The organism is Stenotrophomonas sp. NPDC078853 (genome assembly GCF_044901215.1).
GTDB classification, from domain to species: Bacteria; Pseudomonadota; Gammaproteobacteria; order Xanthomonadales; family Xanthomonadaceae; genus Stenotrophomonas; species Stenotrophomonas lacuserhaii.
Genome location: NZ_JBJDOQ010000003.1, coordinates 117,460 through 137,995 on the forward strand (window position 1 = coordinate 117,460; position 20,536 = coordinate 137,995).

At 67.3% G+C, this 20,536-nt stretch carries 14 protein-coding genes, 1 tRNA gene and 1 pseudogene; 6 read left to right on the forward strand and 10 right to left on the reverse strand.

Annotation, left to right across the window (positions count from 1 at the left end):
* Positions 1–52: 52 nt before the first annotated feature.
* Positions 53–139: transfer RNA gene (locus tag ACI2JH_RS04450), tRNA-Leu, on the forward strand.
* Positions 140–254: 115 nt separating this feature from the next.
* On the opposite strand, the gene ACI2JH_RS04455 is transcribed toward ACI2JH_RS04450, so the two are convergent.
* The 4 genes and pseudogenes from ACI2JH_RS04455 to ACI2JH_RS04470 all read right to left on the reverse strand — a co-directional run bounded on the left by ACI2JH_RS04455 (position 255) and on the right by ACI2JH_RS04470 (position 5,043).
* Entirely contained in the window at positions 255–1,838 is a 1,584-nt protein-coding gene (locus ACI2JH_RS04455) for a DHA2 family efflux MFS transporter permease subunit (RefSeq protein WP_101099970.1), read from the reverse strand.
* Between the two features lie 96 nt (positions 1,839–1,934).
* A pseudogene (locus ACI2JH_RS04460) lies at positions 1,935–3,098 on the reverse strand (efflux RND transporter periplasmic adaptor subunit); the annotation flags it as partial.
* An 11-nt stretch (positions 3,099–3,109) separates the two neighbouring features.
* On the reverse strand, positions 3,110–4,603 hold the full coding sequence (locus ACI2JH_RS04465) for an efflux transporter outer membrane subunit (RefSeq protein WP_182655407.1): 1,494 nt from the start codon (positions 4,601–4,603) through the stop codon (positions 3,110–3,112).
* A complete protein-coding gene (locus ACI2JH_RS04470) occupies positions 4,600–5,043 on the reverse strand; it encodes a MarR family winged helix-turn-helix transcriptional regulator (protein WP_042615348.1) in 444 nt (147 codons plus the stop codon). Before ACI2JH_RS04470 ends, ACI2JH_RS04465 begins: the two co-directional genes overlap by 4 nt.
* A 144-nt stretch (positions 5,044–5,187) precedes the next feature.
* Here ACI2JH_RS04470 and ACI2JH_RS04475 point away from each other — a divergent pair, with 144 nt between their 5' ends.
* A complete protein-coding gene (locus tag ACI2JH_RS04475; protein ID WP_404735546.1) occupies positions 5,188–6,093 on the forward strand; it encodes an AraC family transcriptional regulator in 906 nt (301 codons plus the stop codon).
* A gap of 58 nt (positions 6,094–6,151) precedes the next feature.
* Entirely contained in the window at positions 6,152–8,395 is a 2,244-nt protein-coding gene (parC, locus tag ACI2JH_RS04480) for a DNA topoisomerase IV subunit A (RefSeq protein ID WP_101099966.1), read from the forward strand.
* Positions 8,396–8,513: 118 nt separating this feature from the next.
* Here the strand turns inward: parC and bfr are convergent, their stop codons facing one another.
* Positions 8,514–9,002 (reverse strand): bacterioferritin, encoded by a 489-nt coding sequence (gene bfr, locus ACI2JH_RS04485; RefSeq protein ID WP_101099965.1) that lies wholly within the window; start codon positions 9,000–9,002, stop codon positions 8,514–8,516.
* A 151-nt stretch (positions 9,003–9,153) separates the two neighbouring features.
* Here bfr and ACI2JH_RS04490 point away from each other — a divergent pair, with 151 nt between their 5' ends.
* The gene (locus ACI2JH_RS04490) at positions 9,154–11,463 is read left to right on the forward strand and encodes a penicillin acylase family protein (RefSeq protein WP_404735547.1); all 2,310 of its coding nucleotides are present in this window, start codon (positions 9,154–9,156) and stop codon (positions 11,461–11,463) included.
* A 67-nt stretch (positions 11,464–11,530) separates the two neighbouring features.
* On the opposite strand, the gene asnB is transcribed toward ACI2JH_RS04490, so the two are convergent.
* A complete protein-coding gene (asnB, locus tag ACI2JH_RS04495; protein ID WP_404735548.1) occupies positions 11,531–13,222 on the reverse strand; it encodes an asparagine synthase B in 1,692 nt (563 codons plus the stop codon).
* Positions 13,223–13,591: 369 nt separating this feature from the next.
* Between asnB and ACI2JH_RS04500 the strand changes: the two genes are divergently transcribed.
* The gene (locus ACI2JH_RS04500) at positions 13,592–14,485 is read left to right on the forward strand and encodes a tetratricopeptide repeat protein (protein ID WP_404735549.1); all 894 of its coding nucleotides are present in this window, start codon (positions 13,592–13,594) and stop codon (positions 14,483–14,485) included.
* A gap of 81 nt (positions 14,486–14,566) precedes the next feature.
* A complete protein-coding gene (locus ACI2JH_RS04505; RefSeq protein WP_404735550.1) occupies positions 14,567–15,250 on the forward strand; it encodes a pentapeptide repeat-containing protein in 684 nt (227 codons plus the stop codon).
* Positions 15,251–15,345: 95 nt separating this feature from the next.
* Here ACI2JH_RS04505 and dapE read toward each other — a convergent pair whose 3' ends face one another.
* From dapE to ACI2JH_RS04525, 4 genes are read right to left on the reverse strand one after another with little or no spacing between them, the layout of a single operon-like run.
* The gene (dapE, locus tag ACI2JH_RS04510; RefSeq protein WP_404735551.1) at positions 15,346–16,473 is read right to left on the reverse strand and encodes a succinyl-diaminopimelate desuccinylase; all 1,128 of its coding nucleotides are present in this window, start codon (positions 16,471–16,473) and stop codon (positions 15,346–15,348) included.
* A complete protein-coding gene (locus ACI2JH_RS04515; RefSeq protein WP_191770123.1) occupies positions 16,470–16,832 on the reverse strand; it encodes an arsenate reductase in 363 nt (120 codons plus the stop codon). Before ACI2JH_RS04515 ends, dapE begins: the two co-directional genes overlap by 4 nt.
* A 5-nt stretch (positions 16,833–16,837) precedes the next feature.
* Positions 16,838–17,899 (reverse strand): 2,3,4,5-tetrahydropyridine-2,6-dicarboxylate N-succinyltransferase, encoded by a 1,062-nt coding sequence (dapD, locus tag ACI2JH_RS04520; protein ID WP_404735552.1) that lies wholly within the window; start codon positions 17,897–17,899, stop codon positions 16,838–16,840.
* Positions 17,899–20,535, reverse strand: a complete 2,637-nt coding sequence (locus ACI2JH_RS04525) for a [protein-PII] uridylyltransferase (protein ID WP_404735620.1) — start codon at positions 20,533–20,535, stop codon at positions 17,899–17,901. The genes dapD and ACI2JH_RS04525 overlap by 1 nt, the downstream gene beginning before the upstream one ends.
* Between the last annotated feature and the right edge of the window lies 1 nt (position 20,536).

Here is a 20,536-nt window from a genome sequence, read left to right on the forward strand (position 1 = left end):
GGAATAGTGTTGACACGAATTAATTCGTTGCCCATAATTCTCCTCCTGAGTCGCCCAGGTGGCGGAATTGGTAGACGCACTAGCTTCAGGTGCTAGCGGGGGCAACTTCGTGGAGGTTCGAGTCCTCTCCTGGGCACCACGACTCGGAAAATGATCAAACCCGCGCAAGCGGGTTTTTTCATGCCTGGCGTTCGGCCTGGATGGCGCCGTGCAAAAGAAAACGCCGAGCAATGCTCGGCGTTCTCGATTGCCGATCAGTGCCCGCCGGCGGCCGCCGCACTTCCCGCGCCTGCGCCGAACGGCGGCTTGGCCAACCACAGGAACGCGATGATGGCCAGGAAGATCCAGCCCAGCAGGAAGAAGATGTCGTTGAATCCCATCTGCGATGCCTGATGGTTGATCATCGTATTGAGCGCCGCCGCGCCATGCTGCAGGTCGCCCTGCCCCATCGCGGTCACCTGCTCCTGGATGCCCGGCTGGTACACCGATATGTGCTCGGTGATGTCCGCATGGTGCACCTGGGTGCGCCGTGACCACAGCCAGGTGGTCAACGAAGCGGCGAAGCTGCCGCCCAGCGTGCGCAGGAACGTGGCCAGGCCGGAGCCGGCGGCGATCTCGCGCCCGTCCAGGTCGGACAGCAGGATCTGCAGCACCGGCATGAAGAACAGCGCCACGCCCACGCCCATCAGCAACTGCACGCCGGCGACGTGCTGGAAGTCCACCTGCAGGTTGAACCCGGAACGCAGGAAGCTGGTGAAGGACAGGAACACGAACGCCACCGAGGCCAGCATGCGCATGTCGAAGCGCGAGGCGTACTTGCCCACGAAGGGGGTCATGATCACCGGCAGGATGCCGATCGGCGCGGTGGCCAGGCCGGCCCAGATCGCCGTATAGCCCATGTCACGCTGCAGCCATTGCGGGATCAGCAGCGACACGCTGAAGAACGCCGCGTAGGCCACCACCATCGCCATCGTGCCTGCACGGAAGTTGCGATGGCGGAACAGGCGCAGGTCGACGATGGGGTCCTTGTCGGTCAGTTCCCAGATCAGGAACACCGCCAGCGCGACCACCGAAACGCAGGACAGCGCGACGATCATCGGCGAACTGAACCAGTCTTCGTCGTTGCCCAGATCGAGCACCAACTGCAGCGCGCCGACGCCGATCACCAGGGTGACCAGGCCGACGTAATCCATCTTCGGCTTTTCGATCTGCTCCGGGCGGCCCTTCATCTGGCTGCCCACCACCAATGCGGCGAAGATGCCCAGCGGTACGTTGATCAGGAAGATCCATTCCCAACTGTAGTTGTCGGTGATCCAACCTCCCAGGATCGGCCCGCAGATAGGCGCCACCACGGTGATCATCGCCAGCAGCGCGAGCGCCTGTCCGCGCTTCTCACGCGGGTAGATCGACACCAGCAGCGACTGGGTGATGGGATACATCGGGCCGGCCACGAAGCCCTGCAACGCGCGTGACACCACCAGCATGCCCATGCTCTGGGCCAGGCCGCACAGCAGGGAGGCGATGGTGAAGGCCAGCGTGGCCCAGACGAACAGCTTGGTCTCGCCGACCCGGCGGCTGAGCCAGCCGGTCAGCGGCAGCGCGATGGCGGTGCTGACCGCGAACGAGGTGATCACCCAGGTGGCCTGCTGCGAACTGGCCCCCAGGTTGCCGGCGATGGTCGGCAGGGACACGTTGGCGATGGTGGTGTCCAGCACCTGCATGAACGAGGCCATCGCCAGGCCGGCGGTGCACAGGGCGATGTTGGGTGGCAGGAAACCGGTCGCCGGGGCGGCCGGCGGGCCCGGCGTACCGGGCACGGCAGGGGCTTGGGAAGACATGGAAACTCAGCCTGCCTTGGAGACGTGGGGCGGCGTGGTCGGCTGCTGGCCCACCGCGGCGGTCGCCTTCGGGCCGGCCGCTGCGGCCGCATCGGCGCGCTGCGGCAGGTTGCCCTGGATGATGCTGTGGATCGCCTCGTCGGCATCGTGCATCTGCTTGGAATACACATCGGTATCGAACACCGAACCGGTAGCGACCTGGCTGGGCAGCACTTCGCCCTTCTGGTCACGCAGGCTCACCTCGGCCTTCATCGACAGGCCGATGCGCAGCGGGTGTTCGGCCAGTTGCTTGGCATCGATGGCGATGCGCACCGGCACGCGCTGGACGATCTTGATCCAGTTGCCGCTGGCATTCTGCGCCGGCAGCAGCGAGAACGCGGAGCCGGTGCCCATCCCCAGGCTGGTCAGGTGGCCGGTATAGCGCACGTCGCCGCCGTACAGGTCCGAACGCAGCTCCACTTCCTGGCCCAGGCGCATGTGCCGCAGCTGGGTTTCCTTGAAGTTGGCTTCCACCCACATCTGCTCGGTCGGCACCACCGCCATCAGCGCATTGCCCGGCTGCACGCGCTGGCCCACCTGCACCGAACGACGCGCAACGTAGCCGCTGACCGGGGAAACGATGCCGGCACGCGCATTGTTGAGCCACGCCTGGCGCAGCTGCGCCGCGGCTGCCTGCACGTCCGGCTGGGTGGCGATCACGGTGTCATCCACCAATGCCCGGCTGCGCTCGAAGGTCTCGCGCGAACCGGCCACGGCTGCTTCGGCAGCGGCCAGTTCATCGCGCGCATGCGCCAGCTCTTCATTGGAAATGGCGCCGGTGGCAGCAAGGTCCTTGCGGCGTGCGAAGTCATCACGGGCGCGCTTCAGGGTGACCTGGCGGGCGTTGAGTTCGGCCTGCGCACCTTCCACGCTGCGGTACAGACCGCGCACCTGGCGCACGGTACCGGCCAGCTTGGCTTCGGCCTGCTGCAGGGCGACTTCGGTATCGGACCGATCCAACTGCACCAGCACCTGGCCACGCTCCACGCGCATGCCGTCATCGGCCGCGATGCCGACCACCGTGCCGGTGATCATCGAGGTGATCTGCACCTGGTTGCCACCGACATAGGCATCGTCGGTTTCTTCGAACCAACGGCCGAACATGAAGTACCACAGCGCGGCTGCGGCGATCAGCAGCAGCACGATGACAAGCAGTCCGCGCAGCAGCTTGCCGCGGCGGCTGGGAGCGGCGGGGGCCGCGGAATTGGGAGTCTGGCTCATGGGAGGCTTCTTCAGGAATGCGAGGAATCGGAAAGGGAGGCGGCGCGGCGGCTGTCATCGGCGGAGGGCTCAAAGCCCCCGCCCAGCGCCTGGCTGAGGCGCACCGAGGACAGCACCTGCTGCGACTGCAGCCCAGCCAACCGCTGCTGTGCCTGCAACAAGGTGGACTGCGCGGTCAGCACGTCGAGATAGCCGCCGATGCCGGCGCGGTAGCGTTGTTCGGCCAGGCCATGCGCGGCGCGGGCGGTATCCACCGCCTGCTGCTGCGACTGGGCCTGCTGTTGCAGCGAGCGCACGGCGCTGACCTGGTCGGCCACCTCGTGCAGCGCGTCCACCAGCCGCTGGTTGTAGGTGGCCACCGCCAGATCGTAGTCGGCGTCCTTGCTGTCCAGTCCCGCACGCAGGCGGCCGCCGTCGAAGATCGGCAGGCTCAGCGCAGGGCCGATGTAGGCGAAGGTGGAGCTGCTCTGCAACAGGTCGCCAACGTCCGGGGCGACCACCCCGGCCAGCGCGGTGAGGTTGAGGCTGGGATAGAACTTCGCCTTGGCTGCATCGATCTGCTTGCCGGCCGCTTCCACCCGCCAGCGCGCCGCCACGATGTCCGGGCGACGGCCCAGCAGCGCGCTGGGCAGCACGCCCGGCAGCTGCAGCGCCATCGGATCAAGCGCATGGGGGCGTTCGATCCGCAGGCCACGATCCGGCCCCTGCCCGACCAGCGCAGCCAAAGCGGTACGCCCTTCGTCGATCTGCTGCTGGGCGGCCTGCAACTGCTGCTGCGCCGCCGGCACGCGGGATTCCGCCTGGCGCACCTGCAGATCGCTGTCGATGCCGGCCGCACGCCGCTGGCGGGTCAACTGCAGCGCCTTCTGCGAGCGCGCCAGTTCTTCGGCCGCCACGTCGTGCAGTTGCCACGCATAGGCCAGCCCGGCATAGGCCTGGGTGATGTTGGCCGACAGGTTCAGTCGAGCGGCCTGCGCATCGACGGCCGCCGCGTGGGCGCTGTCCACCGCCGCTTCCCAGGTCGCGCGCTTGCCGCCCCACAGGTCCACGCCGTAGCTGAAATTGAACGCTACCTGCCCGCTGCCGGCGTAATGGCCACCGGTCTCCTCGCCGAGCATCGACTCGGGCAGGCGCAGGCCGGTGTAACCACCGGAAACAGACAGGTTCGGCAACTGGTCGGCACGTGCACCGCCAACCTGCGAACGGGCCTGGCGCAGGCGTGCGTCAGCCGCTTCCAGGCTGGGGTGGCTGGCCAGTCCTTCGCTGATCAGGGCATCCAGCTGCGGGTCGCCCAGCGCGGTCCACCAGTCGCGCGCGGGGAAACCGGGCGCACCCAGCGAGGCATCGGCCAGCGTGCGCTCGCTGTGCAGGGAATCAACATCGCGCAGCGCGCCGTGCGGCTGCAGGCCACGGCTGCTGGCGCACGCTGCCAGGGCCAGCGCGAGGCCGGCAAGCAGCAACGGCCGGCCGTGCCGCCATTTGGAAGAGAAAGTGATGGGAGTCATGGGGTCGCCAGGGAGTCGCGGATTCGGGTCAACAGGGAGAGCAGCTGCGCGCGTTCGTCGGCGCTGAGCTCACGGGAGGCGTAATCGATCACGTCCTCGCCACGTTTCTGCAGCCGCAGCCACAGCGCGCGGCCTTCTTCGGTCAGCACGATCTGCAGCGCGCGCCGGTCCTGCGCGTGCGCTTCGCGGCGAACACAGCCCAGCGCCTCAAGCTTGTCCAGCAGGCGGGTCACCGCGCTGGGCACCTGGTCGATGGCCTTGGCCAGTTCGTTGGCGGTGCACGGCGCCATCCGCGCAAGCACTTTCAGGCCGATGTAGTGGGTGAAGTTGAGGCCAAGGTCTTCTTCGGCCATCGAGGCATCAAGCTGGCGGACCAGGCCGTCGCGCACCTGGCGCAACAGCAGCCCGAAGCTGGGGGGAGAGTCGGAAGGACAGATCATGGGGCAGCATTCTCTTCCAAAAAATATATTTCTCAATGGAAATATTTCGATCTGGCTGGGAATGCTGTGTTGCAGCAATGGCGTGATCGGCAGGGTTGCCACGTTAATAGCGCGCGCAGTTGGCCCGGTAGTACAATCCAGCCAATGAATGACAGTTTCCAGCCAACGTCGCCCGCCCTCGTCCGCCAAGGTCCCGATATCGAGGCGGGCCGGCAGGTTCTGCGCGAGAGTGCGCTGGAGTGGTTCGAACGCGAGGATGGGCTGCCGGTGGTGGGCTTCCGCATCGACAGCCCGACCGGCCTGGCCAACGAAGTGGACTGGCATACCCACGGCCGTGCCCAGCTGATCTGCGTGGAAAGTGGCCTGCTGACCACCCGCACCCGCCACGGGACCTGGTCGCTGGCGCCCGGGTCCGCCGGCTGGATGCCTGCTGCCGAACCGCACACGGTGGCCATCGATGGGCCGCTGCGGGGCTGGGGCATGGTGCTGGCGCCGGCGCTGTGCCGCGATCTGCCGGCTGATCCCTGCGTGATCGGCATTTCCCCGTTGCTGCAGGCCGTGGCGCTGCGGGTCTGCGACTGGCCGATCGCCGATGCGGCCAGCGCACCCCAGCAGCACCTGATCGAGGTGCTGCTGGACGAAATCCGCGCCGCCCCGCGCCAGCGCATGCACCTGCCGATGCCGCGCGACCGGCGCCTGCTGAAGATCGCCTCGCAGCTGCTGGCCGAACCGGCCGATGACCGCAGCCTGGCGCAGTGGGCGGCCTGGGCGGGCCTGTCGACCCGTTCGCTGACCCGCCATTTCCGCGAAGAGACCACGTTGAGCTTTGCCCACTGGCGCCAGCAGGCGCGACTGGCCGAGGCGCTGCGCCAGCTCAGCGAGGGCCGCGCGTTGGCCGATATCGCCCACGCACTGGGCTTCAGCAGCTCCAGCGCCTTCGTCACCGTGTTCCGCCGCCACTTCGGGGTGCCGCCCGGACGCTATCTGGCCCGTGCCGCGCACGGACTGGATCCACCACGTGGCTTGGCTTCTCCGGCCGCATCCGGATAATCAACGCATTGCGAGGGCGACGGCCGTCGCCGCCTCCGAACACAGGTAACAACCCCGCATGACCGATCTTGCCCGTCCCGTCTTCCACGGCTTCGAACAACTGCCGCTGCGCGAGTATGCCGAGCGCGCCTACCTCGATTACTCGATGTACGTCGTGCTGGACCGTGCGCTGCCTTTCCTCGGCGACGGCCTCAAGCCGGTGCAGCGCCGCATCATCTATGCGATGAGCGAGCTGGGGCTCAACGCTGCCTCCAAGCCGAAGAAGTCCGCCCGCACCGTCGGCGACGTCATCGGCAAGTACCACCCGCATGGTGACAGCGCCTGCTACGAAGCACTGGTGCTGATGGCGCAGCCGTTTTCGTACCGCTATCCGCTGATCGAAGGCCAGGGCAACTTCGGTTCCAGCGACGACCCGAAATCCTTCGCGGCGATGCGCTACACCGAATCCAAGCTGACCCCGATCGCCGAAGTGCTGCTGGGCGAACTGGGCCACGGCACCACCGACTGGACGCCGAACTTCGACGGCACGATGCAGGAGCCGACCTGGATGCCGGCGCGGCTGCCGCACCTGCTGCTCAACGGCACCACCGGCATCGCCGTGGGCATGGCCACCGACGTGCCGCCGCACAACCTCAACGAGATCGTCAGCGCCCTGCTGCACCTGCTGGAAGATCCCGATGCCAGCGTGCGCGACCTGTGCGAACACGTGAAGGGCCCGGACTATCCGTCCAACGCGGAGATCATCACCCCGGCCGCCGACCTGCTGCACATGTACGAGACCGGCCATGGCAGCGTCCGCGCGCGTGCGACGTTCTTCAAGGAAAACGGCAACGTGGTGGTCAACGCCCTGCCCTTCCAGGTATCGCCGTCCAAGGTGATCGAGCAGATCGCCGCGCAGATGCGCGCCAAGAAGCTGCCGTGGATCGAGGACGTGCGCGATGAATCCGATCATGCCAACCCGGTGCGGGTGGTGCTGGTGCCGCGCTCCAACCGGGTCGACGCAGACCAGCTGATGGGCCACCTGTTCGCCACCACGGACATGGAACGCAGCTACCGGGTCAACCTCAACGTGATCGGCCTGGATGGCCGCCCGCAGGTCAAGAACCTCAAGACCCTGCTGAGCGAATGGCTGGCCTTCCGCAGCAGCACCGTGACCCGCCGCCTGCAGCATCGCCTGCAGAAGGTGGAGCGTCGCCTGCACCTGTTGGAAGGCCTGCTGGTCGCCTTCCTCAATCTGGACGAGGTGATCCACATCATCCGTACCGAAGACGAGCCGAAGGCCGCGTTGATCGCGCGCTTCGGCCTGTCCGACGACCAGGCCGAGTACATCCTGGAAACCAAGCTGAAGCAGCTGGCCCGCCTGGAAGAAATGAAGATCCGCGGCGAACAGGACGAGCTCGCCAAGGAACGCGACAAGATCCTCGGCATCCTGGACAGCAAGGCCAAGCTGAAGAAGCTGATCAAGGACGAACTGACCGCCGATGCGAAGAAGTTCGGCGACGCGCGTCGTTCGCCGCTGGTGCAACGCACTGCCGCCCAGGCCATCGACGAAACCGAGCTGGTGCCCAGCGAGCCGATGACCGTGGTGCTGTCGGAGAAGGGCTGGATCCGCGCGGCCAAGGGCCACGACGTGGATGCGTCGTCGCTGAATTACCGCGATGGCGACAGCATGCTGGCTTCGGTGCGCGCGCGCAGTACCCAGCAGGTCGCCTTCCTGGACAGCGAGGGCCGCGCGTATTCCACGCCGGTGCACACGCTGCCCTCGGCACGCGGCAACGGTGAACCGCTTACCGGCCGCTTCTCGCCGGCCCCGGGCACCAGCTTCGTCACCCTGGCCAGTGCCGAACCGAACGGCCGCTTCGTGCTGGCCTCCACCCATGGCTACGGCTTCGTGACCCGCTTCGAGAACCTCATCGGCCGCAACAAGGCCGGCAAGGCGATGCTCAACCTGGCATCGGGCTCGTCGGTGCTGCAGCCGGCGCTGGTGGCCAACGTGGATACCGACCGCATCGTGGCGGTGACCAGTTCGGGCAACCTGCTGGCGATCGCCGCCAGTGACCTGCCGGAACTGGACAAGGGCAAGGGCAACAAGATCATCGAGATCCCCAAAGCCAAGCTGGCCACCGAGCGGGTGGTGGCGGTGGTGGCGATCAGCCCCGGCCAGACCCTGCAGGTCCGCAGCGGCCAACGCACCATGGGCCTGAAGTTCAACGAGCTGGACACCTACCTGGGTTCGCGCGCCACGCGTGGCCACCTGCTGCCGCGCGGCTGGCAGAAGGTGGAAGGACTGTCGGTGGAATGAGGGCGGTAGCGCCGGGCCCTGCCCGGCGCCACGCATGGCCTGGAATCGAACAAAAAAAAGCCGGGGACATCCCCGGCTTTTTCGTTGCTGGCTGGCGCGAGGCTGGCTGGCTGCGAGGTCAGTGCGCGGCAGCGCCCTTTCCGTCGATCTTGCTCAGCTGGTACAGCTCCAGGCCGATGCGCTGGATCAAACCGAGCTGCTGCTCAAGCCACCAGGCGTGGTCTTCTTCAGTGTCCTTCAACTGCACCAACAACATGTCACGGCTGACATAGTCGCCGTTGGCTTCGCACAGCTTCATGCCGGCGGCCAGGTTGTTGCGCACCGCATATTCGGTGTCCAGGTCCTTGCGCAGCATCTCTTCCACGGTCTTGCCGGGTTCGAAGGCATGCGCGCGCATGTCCGGGTCGCCGCCCAGGAACAGGATCCGGCGCAGCAGCGCATCGGCGTGCTGGGTCTCTTCTTCCATTTCGTGGTTCAGGCGTTCATACAGCGCGAACAGGCCCTGGTCCTCGTAACGGCGGGAATGGATGAAGTACTGGTCGCGGGCAGCAAGCTCGCCGCGCAGCAGTTCTTTCAGGCAGGCGATGACGTCCGGATTGCCTTTCATGGGGGATGCTCCTTTGACTCGATGGCGCCATGGTGCCCTATCCGGAAATCCCGTGATCTAATCGGAATCAATCGCAGTCGCGTCACGTCTGCGATCTGCCATACCGGCTGTCTACACTCGTTCCCACTCTTTCCCTGCAAGGAAGCGCCCCATGCGTCGATGGTTGTTGCGGCTGTTCTGGCTGCTGCTGATACTGGCCTTGGGACTCGGCCTGATGGCCTGGTGGTTGCTGCGCGGCAGCCTTGCGCCGCTGGACGGCGAGCAGGTCCTCGGTGGCCTGCAGGCCCCGGTGACCGTCAGCCGCGACAGCCTGGGCGTGGTCACCATCGAAGGCGCCAGCCAACGCGATGTGATGCGCGCCCTGGGCCAGGTGCACGCACAGGAACGCGGTTTCGAGATGGACCTGATGCGCCGCAGCGCCGCCGGCGAGTTGTCCGCGCTGTTCGGCCCGGCCGCGCTGGAGGTGGACAAACGCATGCGCGTGCATCGCCTGCGCCACCGCGCATCGAAAGAACCCGTGAGTGCCGAACTGCAGGCTTACGTGGAAGGGGTGAATGCAGGAATCGCCAGCCTGCGCGTGCGGCCCTGGCCCTACCTGCTGCTGCGCCAGCGGCCCGCGCCGTGGCAGGCCAGCGACAGCCTGCTTACCGGCTATGCGATGTATGCCGACCTGCAGGATCCGGCCAACCAGAGCGAGCTGGCGTACAGCCGCCTGCGTGCGGTGGTGCCGTCGGCGCTGTACGCACTGCTGAGCCACGATGGCAGCAGTTGGGACGCGCCGTTGATGGGCGGACCGCGCGGCGATGCCGTGTTGCCCGGCGCCGATGTGCTGGACCTTCGTGGCCAGCCTGCCGCGCCTGCCGCTGCCGTGGCGGATACGGATGTCAAAGGCAGCAACAACTTCGCCGTCGGCGCGGCGCTGACCACCGATGGCCGCGCGATCCTCGCCGACGACATGCACCTGGGCCTGCGCGCACCGAATATCTGGTTCCGCGTGCGCCTGCGCTACCCTGATCCGCAGGCGCCCGGTGGGCAGGTCGACGTGAGTGGATTTTCGCTGCCTGGCCTGCCGGCGATCATCGTCGGCAGCAACGGACACGTGGCGTGGGGCTTCACCAACAGCTACATCGACACCGCCGATTTCCAGCCGGTGCCGGCCGGCACGAAACTGTCCGAGTACCACGAAAAGATCGAGGTGGCCGGTGCTGCGCCGGTGGATTTCACCGTGCGCGAGAGCGCATGGGGGCCGCTGCTGCACCAGCGTGCCGATGGCAGCGGCGATGCGCTGCGCTGGGTTGCCCACCAACCCGGCGCGGTGAGCCTGGCGCTGACCGAGCTTGCACGCGTCGCCGATCTTGACCAGGCATTGCAGGTCGCCGACCGCACCCGCATCCCGGCGCAGAACCTGCTGCTGGCTGACAGCACCGGACGCATTGCCTGGCGTGTGCTGGGTGCGCGCCCGGATCGTGCTGCCGGCTGCGCGCCCACCGGCATGCGCACCACCACGGCCGATGGCTGCCCGGCATGGGGCATCCGCAGTGACGCGGCGCCCTCGCTGGTCGACCCGCCAAGTCACCGCCTGTGGACCGCCAACGGACGTGTGATGGACGGCGAAGCACTGGCTCTCGCCGGTGACGGCGGTTACGACCTCGGCGCGCGCGGCGCACAGATCCGCGATGCACTGCAGGCCAGCGGACGTTTCAGCGAAGCGGACCTGCTGGCGATCCAGCTGGATGACCGCGCGGTATTCCTGCAGCGCTGGTGGCACCTGCTGCGCCAGGTGGTGGAGGGCTCCAATGACCCGCAACTGCAGCGGCTGGAGGCCATCACGCGCAGCTGGGAGGGCCATGCCTCGGTGGATTCGGTGAGCTATCGGGTAGTGCGTGGTTTCCGTGGCATGCTGCTGGAGGAAGTGTCCGGTGCGATGCTGGCACCGGCGAAACAAGCGCTGGGCGAGGACTGGCTGGAACCGCGGCTGGCGCAGTTCGAAGGTGTGCTGTGGCCGCTGGTCAGCCAGCGCCCGGCGCATCTACTGCCGCCTGGCCACGCAAGCTGGGACGCGCTGTTGGCCGACACCGCCAAGCGCCTTGAAACGGACCTGACCGCGCAGGGGCCGCTGGCCGACCGCACCTGGGGTGAGCGCAATACTGCTGCGATCTGCCACCCGATCAGCCGTGCCCTGCCCGCCTTCGCGGAACGCTGGCTGTGCATGCCCGCCGAACCGCTGCCCGGTGACAACAACATGCCGCGCGTGCAGGGGCCAGGCTTCGGCGCTTCGCAGCGGATGGTGGTGTCCCCCGGCCACGAAGACCAGGGCATCATCCACATGCCGGGCGGCCAGAGCGGCCACCCGTTGTCCCCGTTCTGGGCGGCCGGCCACGAGGACTACGTGCACGGACGTCCGACCCCGTTCCTGCCCGGTCCCAGCCAGCACACGCTTACCCTGCGCCCTGCCCGCTGACTTCCCGACGCGCCTGATTCAACCATGGACGTCGACCGTCCGGCGGTACCCGTGCAGCGGCCGCTTGTCAGGCCAACGCCGCTTCGTGCACGCCGGCGATCGCCCGCCCGGACGGGTCCGCGGCGGTGGCGAAACTGGCATCCCACGCGATCGCCGCCGGTGACGAACAGGCGATCGACTTGCCACCCGGCACCGTCTCCGCCGCCGCATGGCTGGGGAAGTACTGCTCGAAAACGTGCCGGTAGTAGTAGGCCTCTTTGGTCTGCGGCGGGTTGTGCGGGAAGCGCTTGTCGGCAGCAGCCAGCACACGGTCGCTGACCTGCGCTTCGGCGTGTGCCTTCAGCCCGTCGATCCAGCCGTAGCCCACGCCATCGCTGAACTGTTCCTTCTGCCGCCACAGGATGCTCTCCGGCAGATAGCCTTCGAACGCCGCACGCAGCACGCCCTTCTCCACCCGGCGCCCGCCGGAGGCTTCGCTGCCGACCATCTTGTGCGCGGCATCGAAACGCATCGCCACGTCCAGGAACTCGCGGTCCAGGAACGGCACGCGCGGCTCCACGCCCCACGCCATCATCGACTTGTTGGCGCGCAGGCAGTCGTAGTTGTGCAGGGCATCCAGCTTGCGCACCAGCTCGCTGTGGAACTCCCGTGCATCCGGCGCCTTGTGGAAGTACAGGTAGCCGCCGAAGATCTCGTCGCTGCCCTCGCCGGACAGCACCATCTTCACGCCCATCGCCTTGATCCGGCGCGCCAGCAGGAACATCGGCGTGGATGCACGGATGGTGGTGACGTCATAGGTTTCGATATGGCGGATCACCTCCGGCAGCACATCCAGGCCTTCCTCGAAGGTGTATTCGAACCCGTGGTGCACCGTACCCAGCGCCTCGGCGGCAATGGCGGCGGCGGCAAGATCGGGCGAGCCCTTGAGCCCGATGGCGAAGGAATGCAGGCGCGGCCACCACGCTTCGCTCTCTCCACCGTCCTCAATGCGCCGGCGCGCATAGCGTGCGGCCACCGCGGCCACCAGCGAGGAGTCCAGCCCACCGGACAGCAGCACGCCGTAAGGCACGTCGCTCATCAGCTGGCGCTCCACCGCGCGCTCGAACGCTTCACGCAGTTCGGCCAGGTCCACCGGCTTGCCCTGCACGGCGTCGTACTCGCGCCAGGACTGCTGGTAGTAACGCACCAGCTCGCCGGTTGCGCTGTCGTAGTAATGACCCGGCGGGAACTGCGCGGCATCGGCGCAGCTATCCACCAGCGCCTTCAATTCGGACGCCACGCGCAGGCGCCCCTGTGCATCGTGGCCCCAGTACAGCGGCACCACCCCGATCGGGTCACGCGCCACCAGCACCCGCGCAGCCGCCTTGTCCCACAACGCAAAAGCAAAGATGCCGTTGAGCCGTTCCAGCCACTGCGACGGCTCACCCTGACGGTACAGCGCGTTGATCACCTCGCAATCCGAGCCGGTCTGGAACGCGTACGGCTGGCTCAGTCCGGTCTTCAGCTGCTGGTGGTTGTAGATCTCGCCATTGACCGCCAGCGCCAGGCCACCATCTTCGGACAGCAGCGGCTGGGAGCCGCCAGCAGGATCGACGATGGCCAACCGCTCGTGCACCAGCAGCGCGCCGTCGTCCAGGTACACACCGCTCCAGTCCGGACCGCGGTGGCGCTGGCGCTGCGAGGATTCCAACGCATGCCGGCGCAGCGCGGGGAGGTCGTCACCGGCCTGCAGGCCGAATATTCCGAAGATCGAACACATGGGGGAAGCTCCTGTTTGGTGTCTATACGCGGTAGGGGAGTTCGACCGGCCAGCCTGGCCCGGGAGGTTTCCCGGGCACAAAAAAAACCCGCATCGGTCGATGCGGGTTTTCTGGTGTCCGGGTGTGGAGTGTCTTATCTACCCAGGGCGCAGTCCCGCATCGGCCGCGCACGATTATTCGCGCGCAGGTTATTGCGGTTGGTATTGCGGACGGCGGTGGTGGGGAACAAGGACATGGACATGGACCGACCGTAACCGGGTTCCGGCGGCGGCGCAACTGTTGCGATGGCAACCGTTCCTGCGCCGACGTTCAGCCGCCGCGCGGTCGACGTCCCGGATAATCTCCCGCCCCCTTAGAGGACTTCACGGATGATTCCCTTCCCCCGCCGCGCACTGCTGCATGCGCTGGCACTGCTTGCCCTGGCCGGTTGTGCCAGCACGCCTGCCCGCCCGCCCAACGACACCGAGCGCGACGCCCTCGCCGCGGCCGCCGATGGTCGTTTCGACTCGGCGCTGCGCGTGGCCCGGATGTACCAGGCCTGGAATGATCCGCGCGCGCTGGACTGGTATGCGCGCGCGGCCGCGACGACCCCACGCACGCACCACAGCACCAATGCCGAGGAAACGCTCGGCACGCTGTACGCGCGCGGCCGGCTGGACAGCGGCGAGGGCCCACAGAAACCCGCCGACGTGGTCATGAAGGCGTCACCGCGCAAGGCGTTCCGCTGGTTCCAGAGTGCGGCTTACCACGGCTCGCCCTATGCGATGCATGACCTGGAGCGCTGGTACGAAGGTCGCGGCGACATGACCGGCGCGCTGCGCTGGCGGCTGCGTTCGGCGGTGTACCTGCGCGAACTGTACAAGCTGAAGCCGCTGCGCGAGGCAACCAGTGGCTCGGCACCGCATGGCCAGCCGATCGATACAGGCCCGGCGCCGAACCCGGTCATCGCCGGTATCCAGCGCCGCGCCGCGCGTGGCGATGCCGAGGCCCAGGTCGACCTCGGCGCACTGCATGAAGCCGGCATCGGCGTGGTGCAGGACAAGGCCGAAGCATTGCGCTGGTATGAACGTGCCGGCAGGCAGGGCAACGTGTATGGCCAGTACCTGGCCGGGCTGGCCGTGGGCCGCGGTGGCGACGGACTGGCCAAGGACGTGGACGCGGCGGCGGCATGGTTCGCCCTGGCCGAGGCACAGGGTTTCTACATGGCGGCCGAATCGTATTGGCGCGAGGCGATCGCACCGCCCTTCTGGACGTTCGAGTAACGGCTTCACGCTGGCTTTGTACACACTCCAACGCAATGCTCAAGCCTATTGTGAGCGGTGTACATCGCCCAGAATGGCGGCATGACGACCGCCATTTTCCGCGCTGAAACCCTCACCCGCGAACGCATACAGGCGATCATCGCCGCGCACCCCCGCGCGGCGGTATTCGAAGGCTGCAGCTTCGATCATGGCGACTTTTCGCGGCTGGACATGGACGGCTTCCAGTTCAACCAGTGTTCGCTGGCGGGGGCGAACTGGTTGGCGGCTTCGCTGGAGGAAAGCCAATGGAGCAGATGCCGCGGCGCAGCCTGCGACTTCAGTTCGGCACTGCTGAGCGACGCGCGCTTTTCGCACTGCGATCTCAACAACAGCCACTGGCGGCGCGCCACGTTGTCTTCGGTGCAGTTCCTGGATTGCAAGCTGACCGGCGCGCACCTGCAGGAGGCAAGCGGATGGGCACTGGAGTTCCGCGACTGCCTGATGGTCAGCGCCGACCTGCGCGGCCTGTCGTTCCGCAAGGCCCGGTTGCAGGGCATGGATTTCTCCGAAGCGGATCTTTCCGGCTGCGACTTCCGCGAGGCGGTGTTCAATGGCGGCAGCCTGCGCAACGCGCAGACCCGGCTGACCCGCTTCGAAGGCGCGGACCTGCGCGGGACCGACATCAGCGGGCTCAACGTGATGGAGGCCAAGCTGTTCCGGAAGGCGGTGATTTCGCAGCGCCAGGCCGCCGCAGCGCTGGCCGCGTTCGGCCTGGTGGTGGCCTAGCCGCGACCCGCGGTAGCGCCGAGCCATGCTCGGCGAAGACCATCCGCACGCCCGTTTGCAAGGAGCCGCCGAGCATGGCTCGGCGCTACCACCCCTCACGCCAGCAGGCGTTCGATCAAGCGCTGGTACAGCGCCGGCAGCCGCTCAAGCTCGTCCACGCGCACGTTCTCGTCCACCTGGTGGATGCTCGCATTGACCGGACCTACTTCGATGCATTGCGCGCCCAACGGCGCAATGAAACGCGCGTCCGACGTCCCGCCACCGGTGCTTTCTTCCGGCGGTGAACCGGCGAATTCGCCGAGCACCTCGCGTGCCACGCCTCGCAGCGTGCCTTCCGGGGTATGGAACGGCTCGCCGCTGCGATGCCACTTCACGGTGTACTCCAGCCCGTGCCGGTCCAGCAGCGCAGCGATCTCCGTTTCCAGCTTGTCTGCGTTCCAATGCGGGTTGTAGCGCAGGTTGAAATCGACCTGCAGCTGACCGGGAATCACATTGTTGGCACCGGTCCCGGCATGCACGTTGGACACCTGCAAGCTGGTCGGCGGGAAGCTCTCAAAGCCCTCGTCCCACTGCCGGGCGGTCAGCTCGGCCAGCGCAGGCGCGGCCTGGTGGATCGGGTTGCGCGCCTTGTCCGGATACGCGACATGGCCCTGCACGCCCTGCACCAGCAGGCGCGCGGACAGGCTGCCGCGGCGACCTACCCGCAACAGATCACCCAGCCGGGCAGTCGAGGACGGCTCACCGGTGATGCACCAGTCGATACGCTCGCCGCGCTCGGCGAACAGCCGCGCGACATGGCGCACGCCATCGATCGCATCGCCTTCTTCGTCGCTGGTCAGCAGTACCGCCAGCGTGCCCGGATGATCCGGGTGCGCGGCAACGAACTGTTCGGCTGCGACCACGAAGGCGGCCACGCTGCCCTTCATGTCGGCCGCCCCGCGCCCGTACAGCACGCCATCGCGCACGGTCGGCACGAACGGATCGGTGGTCCAGTCCGCCACCGGCCCGGTCGGCACCACATCGGTGTGGCCGAGCAGTACCAGCACCGGCCCATCGCTGCCGTGGGTGGCCCACAGATTGTCGACCTCGCCCACACGCAGGTGCTCGCACTGGAAGCCGGCGGCCTGCAGCCGCGTGGCCAGCAGCTGCTGGCAGCCCGCGTCATCGGGTGTGACCGACGGCCGTGCGATCAGCTCGCAGGCCAGGTCGAGCACCGCACTCACGCGCCCACTCCGAAGCGCTGCTTGAAGCCGTTGTCCGAGAAGCCCTGGCTGACCTTGCCATCGGCGGTCACCACCACCGGCCGCTTGATCAACTGCGGGTATTCGCGCAGCAGCAGCTTCCACTCGGCGTCCGAATCGGCCGCCTTGCGGTTGTCCGGCAGTTGCCGCCACGTGGTGGAGGATTTATTGACCAGCGCGGGGAAGCCACCGGCCTGGCTGGCCCAGTCGATGAGCGTCTCGGGCGAGGGCTTGTCCTGGCGATAATCAACGAAGGTGTACGGCACCTGGAAACGGTCCAGCCACCTGGTGGCCTTCCTGCAGGTATCGCAGTTCTTCAACCCATGCACGGTGGTGGTCATGGCGGTCAGTCAGCCAGGCCGCGCAGCAGGTCGTTGACGCTGGTCTTGCTGCGGGTACGCGCGTCCACCTGCTTGACGATCACCGCGCAGTACAGCGAATGGGTGCCGTCTGCCGAAGGCAGCGAGCCGGACACCACCACGCTGTACGGCGGGATGTAGCCGTAGCTGATTTGGCCGGTGGCGCGGTTGTAGATGCGGGTGCTCTGGCTGAGGAACACGCCCATGCCGATCACGCTGTGATGGCCGACCACAACGCCCTCCACCACTTCCGAACGCGCACCGATGAAGCAATGGTCTTCGATGATGGTCGGGCTGGCCTGCAGCGGTTCCAGCACGCCACCGATGCCGGCACCACCGGACAGGTGGCAGTGCTGGCCGATCTGCGCGCAGGAACCGACGGTGGCCCAGGTATCGACCATGGTGCCTTCGCCGACGTAGGCACCGATGTTGGTGAAGCTCGGCATCAACACCACGTCCTTGCCGAAGTACGTGCCGCGGCGCGCGATCGCACCGGGCACCACGCGTACGCCAGCGCGGCGGAATTTCGCTTCGTCATGGCCGGCGAAGCGCGATTCGACCTTGTCCCAGAACGGTGCCGGGCGCGCATCGACCACCGCCATGTCGTTGACGCGGAAGTACAGCAGCACCGCCTTCTTCAACCATTCGTTGACCTTCCAGCCGCCGTGCCCGTCCGGCTCGGCGACGCGGAACTCGCCGCTTTCCAGGCCATCGACGACCCGGCCGACCAGCGGCTTGGTGGAGCCCTCCAGCTCATGCAGGGTCAAGGTGGCACGGCGCTCGAAGGCGCTCTCGATGCCGAACTTCAATTCTTCCACGCCCACCGCCGGCGGCTTGCGCAGCGACTTACGGGCGATGTTTTCCGCGCGGGCCTTCTCCGCCGGCACCTTCTTCGCGACGGCCTTGCTGGCGGCCGGCTTCCTGGAAGCGGCCGGCTTGGCAGCGGCCTTTTTCACGGCCGGCTTGACCGCCACGGCCTTGCCAGCGGTGCTCTTCTTGGTTGCCACGGTCTTGGCAGCGGCGGTTCTCTTGGTCGGCTTGGTGGCCATCAGCGGGTATCTCCGGCGTTTCGGTCTGGGTCCAGGCAGCACAGCATGGCGTCCTGCAGCTGTTGCCTGGCGGTTTCATCCAGGGGGAGGTCGTGTTCGTCAGTGATCACGAAAGTATCTTCGGCGCGCTCGCCGAACGTGGCGATGCGTGCATCGTGCACGCGCAGCCGCTGGTTGCGCAGCACGTGCGCCACGTCGGCCAGCAGGCCGGGGCGGTCGGGTGCGACCAGGCTGAAGCGGGTGCCGGCGGCATCGCCCGCTTCATCGCGGAACTCGATGCGCGGGGCGAAGCGGAAGTGCCGCAGCTGGCGCGGGATCGCGCGTCGCGACGGACGCAGCCGTGACAGGTCGCCGGACAGCGCTTCGCGCAGGGCGGCCTCAAGCCGCAGCGGGTCGCCATCGGCGAAGCTGTCGGCCGGGTTCACTTCGAAGGTATCGAAGATGGTGTCGGAGGGTCCATCCAGCACGCGTGCCCGGTGGATGCCGTAGCCCTTGCGGTCCAGCGTCATCACGATCGCGGCGAACAGGCCATCGCGGTCGGGCGAATGCACGAACACTTCCAGCGCCGGGTCATCCGGGCTGATCGGGCGTACCTTCACCAGCGTGTGGCCCTGGCGTACCGGCACCAGTGCACCCGCCTGCCACGCCAGCTGCTCCGGGCGCAGGCGGATGAAGCCTTCATCGGGCATCACTGCGAACTGGCGGTTGATCGTGGCATCGTCATAGCCCTGCTCGCGCACCAGCTGGCGCACGTATTCGCGCGCCTCGATCACCCGCTCAGCGGCCGGCAGCGGCGGTTCCAGGCCCTCACGCAGTGCGCGACGGGTAGCGAAATACAGGTCGGCCAGCAGACGGTCTTTCCACGCATTCCACAACTTCGGACTGGTGCCGGCGATGTCGGCGCAGGTCAGCAGGTACAGGTAATCCAGCCGCTCGCGGCTGGCAACCAGCGTGGCGAAGCGATGGATCACCGCCGGATCGGAGATGTCCTGCTTCTGCGCGGTCACCGACATGCGCAGGTGCTGTTCCACCAGCCAGGCCACCAGGTCGGTGTCGGCGGTACTCATTTCCAGGGTCTGGCAGAAGGTGCGCGCGTCGACTGCGCCGAGCTCGGAATGGTCGCCGCCGCGGCCCTTGGCGATGTCATGGAACAGCCCGGCAAGCAGCAGCAGTTCGGGCTTGCGCAGGCGCGGCCACACCTCATGGGCGATGGAGAAGCGCTCGGCGGCCCGGCTGCTGGAAAACTCGCCCATGTTCCGCAGCACCATCAGGGTGTGCTGGTCCACGGTATAGACATGGAACAGATCGAACTGCATGCGCCCGCTGACTTGGGCGAAGGCCGGGACCCACTGGCCAAGCACGCCCAGCCGCGCCATGCGCGACAGCGTGTCGACCGGACGCGGCTGGCGCAGCAGCGACAGGAACTGCTGTCGCGTGTGTGGGGAGGCCTGTTCGTATCCGGGCAGCTGCGGCAATGCTTCGGCCAGCGCGCGCGCGGTGAGCGAATGCAGCCCGCGGACCTGCGGATTGTTGGCCCAGCTGGAAAACAGGGCGAAGACCTCGCCGATCTCCCCGCGTGGCCAGTCCGCATCATTGGCTGCCAGATACCCCCGGCGCAGCGAGAAGCCGACCGTCAACGGCTCCGGCACCGCCTCGCCATCGAACTGTTCCTCGAAGCGCTGCAGCAGCCGGTCGCTGATCCGCCGCACCACCGATGCGGCGCGGTAGAAGCCCTGCATCATTTTCTCGACGCCCAGGCTTTCCGCGTCGTCTTCAAACCCCAGCCGCGCGGCCAGGGTCTTCTGGTAATCAAAGCGCAGTCGTTCTTCAGGGCGTCCGGCGACCAGGTGCAGTCCATAGCGCAGCCCGGCCAGCACCGCGCGCTCGCGCTGCAGTGCCACCGCTTCATCGGCGCCCAGGTGGCCCAGTCCGACCAGCGCTTCCAGTTCGCGCACGCCGAAGGCACGCAGCGCCATCCAGCCCAGCGTATTGAGATCGCGCAGCCCGCCCGGACCGTCCTTGATATCCGGCTCCAGGTTGTCAGCGGTATCGCCGAAGCGGGCATGCCGCGTGCGCAGTTCCTCCAGCTTGGCCAGGAAGAAGGCACGCGGCGGCCACAGCGACCCATCATTGGTGGCCTGGCGCAGGGCACCCCGCGCGCCGTCTGCGGTGACCAGCGGACGTGCTTCGATCAGCGCGGTGAGTACGGTCTGGTCGGCAGCGGCGTCACGGCATTGCTGCAGCGAGCGCACCGCATGGCTGACCGGCAGGCCGCAATCCCACAGCAGCGCGAACAGGCGCGACAGCCCCGCCTCGGCGGCGTGCTGGGCCGAGGTTTCGCCCAGCACCAGCACGTCGATGTCCGAGTGCGGGAACAGTTCGCCGCGACCGTAGCCGCCCACGGCAAACAGCGAAAGGCCTTGCGCGGCCGGCATGCAGCGCTGCCAGGCGAGCCGGATCAGATGATCGGCGGCACGCGCACGCAGTGCCAGCAGGCGCTCGATCCGGTCGCCCTGGTCGAAGCGGCGGTGCAGGCGCGCATCGGCCTGCTGCAGCGCCTGGCGCGCCGCGGCAGCCCATTCGGCATCGGGCACCGACGAGGCCGGCGTGTCCAGCAACGAACCCGCCGGCAGCATC